The following is a 13,492-nucleotide window of genomic DNA, read 5'->3' as shown; positions in this document are numbered from 1 at the left end:
CTCAACGCGGCACTGTTGCTGTGCTCTTCTCACCCTTTCACAATCGAAAGTGAATTCACCATGTCAAAGAAAATTCCGGTTGCATGCGCAGCCGTGGGCTTGCTCGCCCTTGCGCTATCCTCTGCGTTTGCCCAGACCAGTAGCGTTACAAACACCTCACTTCCTGATGTCAGTATCAGCAGCACGGTTGATACTGTGCAGAGCAATGTTCCCGTCACTTTCGGCCAGACTTTTGCCGTCGGTGATGTGCCAGCCGGTGCCAGTCTGGCAGGTCAGCTCAGCAGCGGGGTGGGCATTTCATTGCAGGTCGATGTCAAGGCCAGGCATGCCGATGGCTCGGTGCGCCATGCCATTATCAGCACGGTCTTGCCGCAACTGAGCAAGAGTGCGCCGCAAAGCCTGCAATTGAAACTGGCTCCTCTGGCACCACCTGCAAACCAGGTTGCCAAGCCTGCCGATTTGCTCAATGCCGGTTTCAATGGTAGCGTGAATATCACGATAGCGGGCAGGTTGTATACCGCGTCAATTGACCAGGCGCTCAGGAGTGGCAAGGTGCAAGACTGGCTCAGTGGTTCACAAACGGGTGAATGGCTGGTGTCTGCGCCGCTGTATGATTCCACTGGTTTGACCCATCCCCATCTGCATGCGCGCTTTGCAATACGCTCTTATACCGGCTATAGCAAGGCCAGGGTCGATATGACGATAGAAAATGACTGGGCCTATCAACCTGCACCGCAAAATTTTATTTATGATGCCGAGGTTGTCATCGGTGGCCAGAGCGTGTTTTCACAAGCCAATCTGACGCATTTTCATCACACCCGCTGGCGCAAGACTTTCTGGTGGGGCAATGCACCGCAAACCCATATCGCCCATAACAAGGCCTACCTCATCGCCAGCAAGGCCGTGCCCAATTATGACCAGCGCATAGCCATTTCCGAGACAGCGTTGAACAATATGAAAAACCTCATGAGCGGCGTCAAGTTCCAGCCCATGGGGCCGGGCCTGGCGGAACCTGGCATGCCCACTACTGGTGGCAGGCCGGATATTGGCCTCATGCCTGGCTGGTCTGCCGCGTACCTGCTAAGCATGGACAAGCGCGCCAAAGACGCCACACTGGCGACGGCAGACCTGGCTGGCAGCTGGTCTGCCCATTACCGCGATCAAAAGACCGACAAGCCCATCAGCCTGCATGATTATCCTTACATGACCATACTTGGTAATCCGGGTGACACCTACAACCCTGCCACCAGGCAGCGCGAGGCTTTCCCGGTCTGTGGCGGTACTTGCAGCAACCCTAATATTGCAGATGCTGCGCATACACCAGCCTTCAGCTACCTGCCTTACCTGGTCACAGGTGATTATTATCACCTTGAGGAAATGCAGTTCTGGGCCATGTGGGATGTGTTCCAGACCAACCCCGGTTATCGCGCCAATGTCCAGGGCCTGATCTTCCAGTCGAACGTGCGTGTGCAGGCCTGGGATATACGCAACCTGGCCGAGACCGCCTATATTACGCCTGACAACGATGTACTCAAGGCCGAGTTCACCAGGATATTGTCGAACAATCTGGATTACTACAACACCACCTATAGCAATAATGCGACAGCCAATATCTTTGGTGCCATCACCGGCCCGGGTGCGATTGTTTACAACAGCAATATCGGTATAGCACCGTGGATGGATGACTTCTTCACCTCGGCAGCCGGGCGTGCTGCTGAACTGGGCTTCAGCAAGGCCCAGCCACTACTGAGCTGGAAAGCCAGGTTCCCGGTGAACCGCATGCTGGCACCTGATTACTGCTGGATTTTTGGCGGCATCTACAGCCTTAACCTCAGGGCAAGCGCGACTGCACCCTTGTACACCACGTTTGGGCAGGCGTATGAGGCCAGTCGTAATCCTGTCGTGGCTGGCATGGCCTGCAATAGCCCGGAAATGGCAAAAGCGCTGGGATTGAAGGTGGGTGAGATGACAGGTTATTCAAGCATAGCTACCGGCTATCCATCGAACATGCAGCCCGCCCTGGCGTATGCAGCAGATTCTGGTTTTACTGGCGGTGCCGCAGCCTGGCAAAAATTCATGCAACGCAGTGTCTTGCCTGATTACACTGCATTGCCAGAATTTGCGATCGTGCCGCGTAGTGGACTGGCGGCGCGCTAGTATCGCTGTTATTACAGACCGAAATTAAAAGGTGGATAGCTGTCTGCTCATCCACCTTTTCCATTCCATGATTGCTCAGAGCGGACTTGGCAAAAATGGATGCGGATCAAGATCACATCTGCCCGGCTTCAATCGGGATCACCAGATTCACTTCATCAGGTAAGACCGGCAGGTAAGCGGTCATGCCAAATTCACTGCGCTTGATGGTAGCCGATGCTTCAGCACCACACCAGAATTTCTTCAGCAGCGGATGAGGGGCGCATTTGAACTGACTTACCGTCAAAGTGACAGGCCTGCTCACTCCCAATAGTGTCAACTTGCCTTCGACAGTAGTGATCGCTGTTCCAATATATTTTACGCTGCTGGATTTGAAAGTCATGCTCGGGAATTGTTCAACGTTGAAAAAGTTCTTGCCTTTCAATTCGGTATCGCGCTCCGCCCAGTTTGAGTTAAGACTGCTGGTCTCTATCGTGATGTCGACAGATCCTGTCTTCTTTTCCTGGTCTATAGTAATGTCACCTGTGACTTTATTGAAAGTACCGCGTTCTATTGAATAGCCAAGATGACCAATTTCGTAATAAGGAGATAGAATACCCGTTAACGCTGGTTGATGAAACCTTGCTCCTTGACGGCAAGCAGCTGCTATGGGTAAACGACTCGAATGCAGCCTTGCTTGCAGCCCTGACAGGCTTGGGCATATTGTCTACGTATGAATTCCTGGCACGTGAACATTTGCTGAGCGGTGCATTGGTGCCTGTCTTACCGCATTGGAGCAGTGAGGCATTGCCAGTGCATATTGCCTTTAGCTCCAATAAAAATATGGCCCGAAAGACCCGTGCTTTTGTAGATTGGACGGTAGAGATTTTTAACGATTTCCTGAAGACGTCTAAAGCGGGTTTCTTTTGACTGGCTTTACAAGATGTTTCGCTATTCCTGATCTTGGGTTATTCCAGCGCAGCAGGAAACACCGGCAGTTTGTCAAAATCTTCGATCACATGCTGTCTGATGATGCGCGCCTTGTTCTTGCTGGCCAGGGCTTCTGCATAATCCATGGATTGCAAAGTCTGTGTTTTGCTGAAGTTATAGATGGGGATCAATCTGCGTTCTTGTGATTCCTTGACGATCCACAAGTCACCCGTCAGCAGAACGGCGCCACTGGCCGCAGTTTTTATTAGCAGGATGGTATGTCCTGCCGTGTGTCCAGGTGCGTGATGTATCGTCACCGTGCCATCGCCAAATACGTCAAAGGGGCGCTGGGCAGGCATGATAATTTTCCTGGTGGATTTGAGTTTGTCATAGTGCACGCTCTCACCACGTTGTTTTGCGGTGGCGGAAAAAGCATTCTTTAATTCATTCTTGTCGACTATCCATGTGGAACCTGCAAACAAATTGCCATTGCCCGCATGGTCAAAGTGCAGATGTGAAAAGGATACGTACTTGAACCCTGCCGGGCTCAAGCCTATCAGGGCAAGTTGTTGTGACAGCGTCTGCTTTAGTGTAAAGCGAAATGCTGCTCCCGGGGCCGGTGTCTTGTCTCTGGTGCTGTCTGGCAAACCTGTGTCCCACATCAGGTCACCGCGCGGGTGCCGGATCACGAAGCAGGGGACGACTGATTTTCCGGGGACGCCCTTCAATGAACCATCGTCAGCGAGAAAGTCCATATCTGTCATTTCTACCCGGCCACAGTCCAGTGCATACAACTTGACACCGATTCCTGGGGAAGTATCAATTGCAGTCGTCGTTGCCAAAGCAGGCGATGCGTTGGCAAATACCATGCCACAAATAATGACCAGACTGGCTGCAAGCTTGTGCAGTTGATGAGGTAGTGATATCTGTAATTTACCTGCCATGTGATTCTTCATTGTTGACCTTGTGAAAGTGCCTAATTTTTTAAAATTTGAAGAGCCATGGACTTCTCAAAAATTATGCTTGGTTTAACAGCGACGCATCGGCTTCAGACCAACTACGACTCAGATCCAGTTTCAATTTCTTGACTTCAGCCTCACGGCCTTGCGCAGTCGCGACGTGGATCAGTCCTTGCAGTGCCCAGCCGCATGCAGGATGTTGAGTGAGATATTTGTGGTAAGTCTGTTCAGCATCCGGCCATAGTTGTACCCGCATCTGCATGTTGGCGAGTGCCAGCATGCTGTTATCTGCCAAGATTGGTGGCTGGGCGTGCTCCAGATATTCAGCAAATATGCTTGCTGACTTTTGGTGCCGCAGTGCTGCCTCCGTCTTGCCCTCTGCCAGCGCCACTTCTGCACGCAATTGCTCACGCGTGACCAATGCCAGGTTGCACATGGTCTTGTCCAGTGGTTCATCTTTTGCGTGCGAGCCAGCGATGGTGCTGGCAATGGGCTCCAGCCTTTTCATCGCATCTGTTGCACAGGCCAGATTACCCATGCGTGCAAAAGCTACACCTCTGGCAAAAAAATACAAGATAGCGGCGATTCCTCTTCTGCCTTGGGCAACAGGTTCTTGAAAAAGTTCATCCCAGCGTTGCAGCCGCAATAACATCAGCAAGGGACGACTGCGTACCAGCTCAGCAAATTCTCCATTTGCATGCATTTCTTCCATGGCAGAGATACGCGTGACATCCAGTGCAGCCTGGCCACGACCTTGCTTTAACAATACATGCCATGCTAGAACTTCGTCACTGGTGGACGAGTGCTTATTTTTTGGATTTCCTCGTTTGGATACATTTATATCGGTCGTTGATATCTGGGTAGTGACCGGTATCTTGAGATTGATCTGACTACCATCTTCTTTGCTGCCGGGGTGAATATCTATATTTACAAGCATGTGGTAAAAAATCCGAAGGAGTTTTTTTGCTTTAGTGTCTACTGCTACATCCAGTGCAAGGGATGCGATAGTCTATAAAGACAGATGCATCCTGCGTAATAAAGAAATGCCGGGTGCATCCGCGAGGTACTGTATACACAGTTTTTATGAAGTCAGCGCTTCGTTCATTTACCTGAAACGCTGCAATTACTGCCAGAACTGCAATTGACCGTTGTGGTATTGCCATTGCTGGTCGTCGTCACTGGAGTTCCTGCAACAACGTTATTATTGGTGCTTGACGTACCATTGGCATTGCCTGGTGTTGGCAATGCCGGGCGTACAGGTGGCGGTGGTGGCGTTGCTGTCACCGGACGTGTTGGTGGTGCTGGCGGAACCGGGCCAGCATTCGCCGGTGACAACAAAATTCCATGGGCGAGCGCGATGACAACGGCGCAATTAATAATGACTTTCATAGGTACTCCTGATAAATTTTTAAATGCCAATGACGGATCAGCCGCTTGCTAAGAGCATCAACTGCCGTCATTATGTTTACCGCTGATTGCTTGCTCGCTCCTTTCCTCCGTTTGACGATCATTGAATGTGCAAGACATCTGCAACGTATCTGCAGCTCATCTGCAGCTTAGGCCCCCGGTTTCATGAAGCCCAGATTTTTTACCGTAAAATTGGCAAGGTCAGGCAGCGTGCTACCCAACTGGCTGTTGGGCAAAAACCAGTCCAGTACCGTGGCCGCATATTGGTTGACCGATGTTGTAGGGATGAACTGGCCTTTTGCATTTGGCCCACTGCCTTTGTCGTCAGCGCCACCGAGTGCATAGTCGGGCCAGGTGCCGTAGGATTTTTGTCCACGCACGGCACCTCCCAGCACAAGCTGGCAATTACCCCACGCATGGTCAGTACCATTGCTACTGTTTGGTTTTAACGAACGCCCAAAGTCAGACGCCGTCATGACAGTGACCTTGTCGGACAAGCCCATCAGCCGCATGGTGCTGGTAAAACCCGCCAGGGCTTCTGACATATCGCGCAATAAAATGGGATGTCTTTGCAACTGGTTGGAATGGGTATCAAAATCCCCTGTTCCCACACAGATAATGTCGCGTACACCGCCCAGTTTTGAACGGGCACTGATTATGGTGGCAGCACGTCGCAGATGCCTTACAAAGCCTACGTCCCTGGCTGATGCAAACCCTGCCGCAATTTCAGCTGCAGGCGTACCTGAAAATAATGGGCTGATGGTTTCATTGACATCGATGGTAGATTTTTCCTGGTCACCCCAGGCCTTGACGAACTCTGAAGTGCTAGCTGTGGCTGAACCAACCAGCATCTTGATGAGGTCCAGCCGCGATGTCGTCGTTACACCAGATTGTTTGATGGCATTGTCGTCATAACTGAGCGCAGTACCAGACAAACGCAATTGCGCAACCCTTGGTGCCTGGCCCCAGCGTTTGTCACCTGCAAATGAGTATGATTTGCCTATGCCCGCATTTTGCAAGGCACGGCCACCCCAGCCACTTTGTACCTTGGGGTCACCCATGGCATTGTGCCAGCAGTTCTGTTGTCCGCCATGGTCAAACAGTTGATTCGGGATCTGGCTGCTGTCACCATCCCTGACCAGACCGGCATATTCAGCCTTGGTAACAGGCCTGACCAAAGGGCCCACATTCGTGATGATGGCCATGCTCTTGTCATTCCAGAAGGATTGCAATGGTTTCATGGATGGATGCATGCCCAGATGTTCTGGCCCATCCAGTGGAATCAGCAACCCATTATCGCCACCAATACCTGCATCGCCAGCATTGCGGCGCAACGCCACGCCGTCGGCACCTCCTCTGGACTGGTTGTATATTTTATAAATTGCCTCATCCATGGGCACAAAGCAATTGAAACCATCATTGCCTCCCACCATATAGACATAAATAAGCGCCTTGTAGTCATTACTCTGTGCATTTGCATCGGTATATGAAAATACTGAAACGCCGGTAGCCATGCTGCCTATCGTCGAAGCAACGCCAGTCTTTAAAAAATTTCTACGATTCATAGGGATGCTCCTTAGCGTTGAATTTGATAGTACCCAGACTTGCGGATCAGATACAGAGCCAGCTTCACACGCTCGGTTAAATAATCGCTCTTATAGGTCTTCACGAGTTTGCCGTTATTGGCCGTATCGCTGGCTGGCGTCCATTTGCTGATGGCATCAACGATGGTTTTGATATCCGCCTCAGGCAAGCCACCTGCAGCAAAGGCGGCGTTCATCCAGCGTACCAGGCTGTTTGCGTCTGCTGCCTGCGCGACCAGGCTTTTGTATTCCAGCCTGGTGCCCAAATCCCATGGAGAGTTGTAGCGCTGCTGGCCATCTGCAGCGAGAGGACATTTGCCATTTGAGCGCTTAAGGCCGGTATCGCAATCAGGCAAGATGCCTGTACCTTCGTTGTACTGGTCAAAGACCAGATAATTATCAAAATTGGCGCGTGCAAAAAGCTCGTTGGCACCGTTGATTTCAAACTCTGGTCCGACCAGCTTGTTTAGGTTGGCGCCTGGCAATGACGCATCTGGTTTAAAGAAATTGAATACGGTTGGCGAATCAAAAACCAGTTGCCCCAGATCTTCACCTGCACTATGTCGCCCCATCTGGCGACCATCAGTGACAGAGCCTTCCAGAGCACGGAATAAGGAGCTCATGTAGACGATAGGTTCCTTGAGCTTGCCAAAGGCAGGGTCAGCGGCGCTGGCGCTGTCGCGTGCTTCCGGGTCAAGCAAGATGGCGGCGATAACAGCCTTCATATCACCTCGCTTACCTGCTCCTATATCTCCAAATTTGCCGCTATCAAATGCATCTGCCACACGGCTTACATAGGCTGGCTTGGGGTTGCTGGTCACCAGGCGCTGTATCAGGAGCTTGCTGATGAAGGGGCTGACGTTAGGGTGCGCCTGCACTGCCTGCAGGGCCGCATCAAAGGCCTGTTTCGCGTTGCGCGACGCGGGTATCGTTACATCAGATAACAGCAGACGCTTGTCACCCCTGGAGATGGCCGCGGGATCATCGTGCTTGGCATCGATGAGCACCATAGGCCCTGCATAGTAAGAATTGTTCCAGGAATTGGGGTTGCGGGTGGTGTAGCGCGAGTAACCGCCCGCAGGGTAGGTCAGGCCAGAAAACGCATAGGCGTAGTTCAATGCGATTTCTTCTGTATAGGTAGGCTTGCACTTGTTTTGCTGCAAGCTGCCATCATGATTCAGCAGGCAGGGGCCGACGGAGAACAATTGTAAAAATTCACGGCCATAATTCTGATTTGGGTCCACGCCATCATTATTGACAGAGTTGATGAAGTCGCCAGTGACCGGGCTGAGCGAAAATGATCGCAAGATATCAAAGTAATTGCCAAAAGCCTGGTCGCGGAAAATCTGCTGATGAATGCGCATGCCATAGGTGTGATCAGAGTCTTCACCCATGCCAACGAGAATTTCGGACAGTGCTAACGCGACCCGGCCACGCAATTGATCATCTGCATTGATGGCCTGACGATAGAATTCCCACACCAGCGGGTCGCTGGTCATATTGTCGCGTCCGCAGTGATCTGCCGTGAAGTGTTCATCGAAGTTGCTACCGCCTGCACAACCGCCGGATACTTTATCGATGAATTCATTGCCGACCGTGTATTGCGTGGGGGTCTTTCCAAACTGATTGATAATCCATTGCCTTGCACCTGATTGCTGGATTTCTGCCAGACCTTTCAGCGTGGGGCCGAACGTCGCCTGGTGCATCAGGCGCGATGCATCTGCCAGAGATTGCAGATCGGCCCCACCTAATGAGCTTGCCACTCCCGCTGCGATGGGGGGAGGTGCTGCTTTTCCCCCTTTGTCTCCCTGGTTTGAACTGCTGCTGGAGCCACAGCCAGCCAGATAGAACGCCAGCAGCGGCGAAGTCAGAAAGATAATCGTCATTCGACTTGATAATATTTTTTTCACTTATGAACTCCTCGTTTTAAAGCCATTGAGACGGATGAGGTAAAACTTCAGCAGATAATTTCTTGTTCTACGCACCTATGAAGAACAAGCCAATAAAAACGCATTACGATCTTTGCATTCCTTAATGTTTTAATGTCTAAGCATATCAATCAGAAAATCAGATAAATGATTTCACCTATTTCTTGAATTCAGAAAGTAAGTGGACCAATAGATCAAAAGCAGATTTGCGAACATATAAAAAAGAGCGTAAAAAACTGCGGAACTGAAATTGACCGGTTCACTCTAAGTAGGGCAATTTTTCAAACGGCATCACTGTTCTTTAATGAGCGCAGACAGCAAATGAAGCTTGATGCAAGCAATGCGTCTTTCAGCTATTTACTTGCTGAGGCGCAACGGTACATAATTGCCAACCTTGTTTCAAGGAGCCACCAAGTTGTAATCAAGTCACCAAGAGGTAACCATGCGGCAACAAATATTGAGCGACGCCTTCCTGGCCGATTGCCCCATCATCGAAGTTCTGGACCAGTTGTCTGACAAGTGGTCAGTGCTCGTCATGGCACGTGTAGTCAAATCACCCATACGATTTAATGAGCTGAAAAGAGACATGCGAGGCATCAGCCAAAAAGTATTGGCACAAACTTTAAAGAAGCTCGTGCGCTTCGGTTTGATAGAGAGAACCGCATATGCCACTGTGCCAGTGACGGTGGAATATGAGATTACCCCGCTAGGCATATCGCTTGCTGCCATCATCAATGAACTGCGCATCTGGTCTGTGAAGCATTGCGTGCAGATACGTGCAGCACAAAAAAAATTTGACGCAGAGCACAAGCAACTGGAAGATTGAAGTGCCGTCCAACGGCTTGTGCTCGCATACAAAAAATGGATCGTCCAGCAAATGACGGGTCTTAATCGGGATATTTGGAAACAAATTGGTTTTGTTGTTACACAATACTTACAAATCCCCCATCTTGCCTAGGTACCCAATCAAGGTTCTTGTGATGAGTGAGTGGCTCAGCCTGTGTGATTTCGATGCATATCTCGGAAATTGGGCACATGGTGAGTACTAAGGAACTATTCATTCAGACGGCAATGCCCGCACGGTATAAAACTCGCTGGCGATTTTCCAGTGGCCATTGATCTTCAGCAGGTGCAGCAGCTTCCAGCCAAAGCCACCTTTTTGGGTGCCTGCTTCCTTGGTCACAAAATCCAGCGACACTTGCGCCAGTGCGCCATCCTGTTTGATATCGACATTGTAAAAAGCCTGCTCCAGCTTGCGCCCGCTGGAAAATACACTCTGGCGAAAATCCGCATAACGGCGGGTATCGATGCTAGCGCCAGTATTGGCGATATCTGCGACGCCACGCACCGCCATGAAAGGCACTTGCTCATCCAGTAGCAGCGTGGCAAAGGTCTTGCCATCACCCGTGCTGACAGACGTCGTATAGCTGTTCAGCAAACGCGCTATGGCCTGTTTGTCTTCAGCGCTGCTGAGGTAATGGGATTGAAAATCGACAGGGGATGGGACAGCGGCGGTAGCGGGATTAGTCATGGTCATAGTGCTTGCTATAGTGATGGTCAGGATGAAAGTGAGGGCAGTGCGGGGTAACAATTTCATGGTGGGTTTCCTTCAAAAGACTGCATTGGGCTACTATAGTGAGCAGAGAGTCATTAATAAATCGAATATTCATAATGCAAGGTATTACAAAGTCTAATGATTGATCGCCGCCCATGAAAAACCTCGACATAGGCTTGCTCAGGACCTTCCTGCATGTCGCAGAAACCCGTAGCATGAGCTTTGCCGCCCAAAGGTTGCACATGACGCAGGGCGCTGTCAGCCAGCAAATCAAGCGGCTGGAAGACATGATCGGCAAGCGCGTGCTGGACAGGGCCAGGTCTGGTGTCAGCCTGACAGCGGAAGGACAGGTCTTGCTGCAAAAGGCGCGCAGCCTGGTAGAAATGAATGACGCCATCCTCGCATCAATGATGCTGGCCGAAGTAGCAGGCACAGTGCGCCTCGGTGTGCCGCATGACCTGATGGTCATGCACCTGCCGAATATCCTGCCTGCCTTTGTCAAAGCCTATCCGCAGGTAGAGATATCCCTGCTCGCAGGTTCATCCACTGAGTTGATGAAAAACTTTGACAGCGGCCTGCTGGATCTGGCCATCATTGAAGCACCTGCTGGCTCTGCTCAAGGAGAGCTGCTGGCACTGGAAAGACCAGTCTGGGCAGGCAAGCGCGATGGCAGTGCCTGGCAAAAACGGCCATTGCCGATTTGCCTGGTGTCAGAAACCTGCGTCTTCAAACCCACGGTAGTGCGCGAACTCGCCAGGGCCAGCATAGACTGGCGCAATGTCGTCGATTACCCCAGCATGGAAGCCATCAGCGCTACCGTGCAGGCAGACCTGGCCGTGACAGCCTTGCTGCCATCAACGGTGCCGCCGGGGCTGGATATATTCGGCGAAGAGGCTGGCTTGCCATTGCTCGATGAGTTTGCCATCAGCCTGCGCATGCCCGCGCATGGGGCCAGTGCAGCGAGCATGGCGCTGGCGGAAGCGATACGCACCGCCTACGCATTTACCCAATACGATAGCTGAGTTTTTCAATGCGCCAGCAATGCTTGCGTATGAAATTAATGTGTCATACCACCCCAAGTGCAATCGCGCATTGGGCAGAATCGACGATAGTCGTAGCCGCAGGGCGCGGATTCCAGTCCAGCATGCGCTTTGCCTTGTCGGACGTAAAAACATGTTTGCGACCCAGCAATGGCGTGACAAATTGCATGGGGCGATTAAATAGCGCGACAGTGCGAAACAAAAAATCTGCCATTGCCTTTGTTGGTACTTTCTGTGCGCTGTTCCCGAGGTTTGACCGCAAGACCCCGGCAATCTCGGCCAGCCACATCCATTCGCTGGCGGCGATATAGCGCTCACCTGCGGCCTCGGGGGCAAGCATGGCGCTGATGTGCAGATCAACTACGTCACGGACATCAACGACACAGAAACCCAGCTGCGGCAATCTGGGCAGGCTGCCGCTCAGCATGCGTTGCATCAGATTCAGTGAGTGTGAGTAATGCGCACTGAAAACCGGTCCAAGCACGGCAGCCGGAAGTATGGTCGTTAGCGTTGTTGGCCCGGATTGGCCAGACATGAAATCCCATGCTGCGCGCTCTGCGAGGGTTTTGGCGAGACGGTAAGGTCCGAGCATGGCATCACTTGTATCAGTCCACAGGCTTTCATCGAAAATGCCATCAGCACTGTTCATCGCTGGCCTGCAAGCTTCAATGGCAGAGGTCATCACTACGCGCCGAACCTTTGCCTGGCAGGCGGCACGGAGCACGCGCAAAGCGCCATTACGGGTTGGCGCGATCAGCACTTCTGGATCACGTGGTGCATCAACACCCACCGGCGCGGCAACATGGATTACATAGTCGCAGCCAGCAACGGCATCATCCCATCCGGCGTCGTTGTTAAGATCCGCAACGAAAAATGTCAGCCTTGTATCGCCATCAGGCTGTGCCCGTAGCTGATCTGATATTTGCGTACGTAAAAGCGCTACTTTGGCGGCGCTACGTACAGTTGTGCGCACAAGGTAGCCGCGCTTCAATAATTCAACAACGGTCCAGCCCGCAATAAAACCGCTGCCACCAGTCACTAAAACAGTTTTCATTATCGTTCCTTTATTTAAATGTTTGACTAGTCAGTCATTAAAAATTCAAAAAAAATCAGCTGATCACGCGCCACAATGCTTCAAACCCGGTCTGGCTATGCGTCGCTGCGTTGGCAGGATCCTGGATCATGAAATCCATCGTGGCATCTGCCAATGAGTTCATGATTCCAACAAAAAAGCCCATGGGCGCATAGCGTAAAGAACCTCTGCTACGGCATTGCTCCATCAAGCCAGCGATACCTGCCATGGCCTGATGCCCTGCGATGCGATTGGCAGGCGTGATTTCTTCCGAAACGCTCAGTTGCGCCAGCGCCCGTCGCTTTTCAGGGTTGACACTTGCCCATTCCATCCAGTTTGTCCATAAATGAAATACCTGATCGCGCAGCCCGGTTGCAGGCAGCCCATTCATTGCAGCAGTGGCCATCTCGTTCTTCAATTCGAGATAGAGTGCATTAAATAAATCTGCTTTGGTCTCGAAATAAGTGAACAAGGAACCATTGGATACACCAGCGGTTTTGGCGATGATGGATGTTGGTGCACTCAGTCCCTGGCTGACAATCAAACCAGTTGCTGCCACCATGATGGCATTACGCTTGTCCTCACTTCTTGGTCTGGCCATTCCTGTTTTCCTGAGATTTTTTTGTATAATATAGAAGAGTGCTTAGTCAGTCAATAATATGTTTTTCCATTTTCGAACATGCAATTTCAAAACTAAAGCGGTATGCGCGCTGATCACACACCAACATACACAGGCAAACTCAACAAACCTTCGAGCTTGTCCACCGTACCAGGAATACGCTCCAGACGCGGGTAGCGCAGTGAGCCGGTATAGTTGATCGCAACGGTACGCGTTTTCCCATCCGCCATAAAAGTCAGCTCTATCCGCCTCCTTTGATACGGCAG

At 51.4% G+C, this 13,492-nt stretch carries 14 protein-coding genes; 4 read left to right on the top strand and 10 right to left on the bottom strand.

The window, feature by feature from the left end; genetic code table 11:
* Positions 1-60 precede the first annotated feature (60 nt).
* Positions 61-2,157, top strand: a complete 2,097-nt coding sequence (locus ACO0LI_RS15155) for a hypothetical protein (RefSeq protein ID WP_422952919.1) — start codon at positions 61-63, stop codon at positions 2,155-2,157.
* 112 nt (positions 2,158-2,269) lie between these two features.
* Here ACO0LI_RS15155 and ACO0LI_RS15150 read toward each other — a convergent pair whose 3' ends face one another.
* Positions 2,270-2,671: a YceI family protein gene (locus ACO0LI_RS15150; protein WP_422952994.1), complete on the bottom strand. Its 402-nt coding sequence runs from the start codon at positions 2,669-2,671 to the stop codon at positions 2,270-2,272.
* Between the two features lie 35 nt (positions 2,672-2,706).
* Here ACO0LI_RS15150 and ACO0LI_RS15145 point away from each other — a divergent pair, with 35 nt between their 5' ends.
* Complete coding sequence (locus ACO0LI_RS15145; RefSeq protein ID WP_422952918.1) at positions 2,707-3,063, top strand: LysR substrate-binding domain-containing protein; 357 nt, start codon at positions 2,707-2,709, stop codon at positions 3,061-3,063.
* 38 nt (positions 3,064-3,101) lie between these two features.
* On the opposite strand, the gene ACO0LI_RS15140 is transcribed toward ACO0LI_RS15145, so the two are convergent.
* The 5 genes from ACO0LI_RS15140 to ACO0LI_RS15120 form a co-directional block, all read right to left on the bottom strand.
* Positions 3,102-4,007 carry an N-acyl homoserine lactonase family protein gene (locus ACO0LI_RS15140; RefSeq protein WP_422952917.1) on the bottom strand — a complete coding sequence of 302 codons (906 nt, stop codon included), beginning with the start codon at positions 4,005-4,007 and terminating at the stop codon, positions 3,102-3,104.
* 73 nt (positions 4,008-4,080) lie between these two features.
* Positions 4,081-4,959, bottom strand: a complete 879-nt coding sequence (locus tag ACO0LI_RS15135) for a hypothetical protein (protein ID WP_422952916.1) — start codon at positions 4,957-4,959, stop codon at positions 4,081-4,083.
* A gap of 164 nt (positions 4,960-5,123) precedes the next feature.
* Positions 5,124-5,411, bottom strand: a complete 288-nt coding sequence (locus tag ACO0LI_RS15130; protein WP_422952915.1) for a hypothetical protein — start codon at positions 5,409-5,411, stop codon at positions 5,124-5,126.
* Positions 5,412-5,578: 167 nt separating this feature from the next.
* A complete protein-coding gene (locus tag ACO0LI_RS15125) occupies positions 5,579-6,994 on the bottom strand; it encodes a DUF1501 domain-containing protein (RefSeq protein WP_422952914.1) in 1,416 nt (471 codons plus the stop codon).
* An 11-nt stretch (positions 6,995-7,005) separates the two neighbouring features.
* Positions 7,006-8,898, bottom strand: a complete 1,893-nt coding sequence (locus ACO0LI_RS15120) for a DUF1800 family protein (protein ID WP_422952913.1) — start codon at positions 8,896-8,898, stop codon at positions 7,006-7,008.
* A 484-nt stretch (positions 8,899-9,382) separates the two neighbouring features.
* On the opposite strand from ACO0LI_RS15120, the gene ACO0LI_RS15115 reads away from it, so the two are divergent.
* On the top strand, positions 9,383-9,766 hold the full coding sequence (locus tag ACO0LI_RS15115; RefSeq protein ID WP_422952912.1) for a winged helix-turn-helix transcriptional regulator: 384 nt from the start codon (positions 9,383-9,385) through the stop codon (positions 9,764-9,766).
* A 231-nt stretch (positions 9,767-9,997) separates the two neighbouring features.
* Here ACO0LI_RS15115 and ACO0LI_RS15110 read toward each other — a convergent pair whose 3' ends face one another.
* Positions 9,998-10,537, bottom strand: coding sequence for a hypothetical protein (locus ACO0LI_RS15110; protein WP_423033368.1), 540 nt, complete (start codon positions 10,535-10,537; stop codon positions 9,998-10,000).
* Between the two features lie 113 nt (positions 10,538-10,650).
* On the opposite strand from ACO0LI_RS15110, the gene ACO0LI_RS15105 reads away from it, so the two are divergent.
* Positions 10,651-11,517 (top strand): LysR family transcriptional regulator, encoded by an 867-nt coding sequence (locus ACO0LI_RS15105; RefSeq protein WP_422952910.1) that lies wholly within the window; start codon positions 10,651-10,653, stop codon positions 11,515-11,517.
* 43 nt (positions 11,518-11,560) lie between these two features.
* Here ACO0LI_RS15105 and ACO0LI_RS15100 read toward each other — a convergent pair whose 3' ends face one another.
* From ACO0LI_RS15100 to ACO0LI_RS15090, 3 genes are all read right to left on the bottom strand, one after another.
* On the bottom strand, positions 11,561-12,589 hold the full coding sequence (locus tag ACO0LI_RS15100; RefSeq protein WP_422952909.1) for an NAD-dependent epimerase/dehydratase family protein: 1,029 nt from the start codon (positions 12,587-12,589) through the stop codon (positions 11,561-11,563).
* Positions 12,590-12,644: 55 nt separating this feature from the next.
* Entirely contained in the window at positions 12,645-13,208 is a 564-nt protein-coding gene (locus ACO0LI_RS15095) for a TetR/AcrR family transcriptional regulator (protein WP_422952908.1), read from the bottom strand.
* A gap of 113 nt (positions 13,209-13,321) precedes the next feature.
* Positions 13,322-13,456 carry a hypothetical protein gene (locus ACO0LI_RS15090; protein ID WP_422952907.1) on the bottom strand — a complete coding sequence of 45 codons (135 nt, stop codon included), beginning with the start codon at positions 13,454-13,456 and terminating at the stop codon, positions 13,322-13,324.
* Positions 13,457-13,492: the final 36 nt, after the last annotated feature.

This window comes from Undibacterium sp. Tian12W, from assembly GCF_049339405.1.
Classification (GTDB): domain Bacteria; phylum Pseudomonadota; class Gammaproteobacteria; order Burkholderiales; family Burkholderiaceae_D; genus Undibacterium.
The sequence above is the reverse complement of the archived record's forward strand: the minus strand, read 5'-3'. Positions and strand labels throughout refer to the sequence as shown.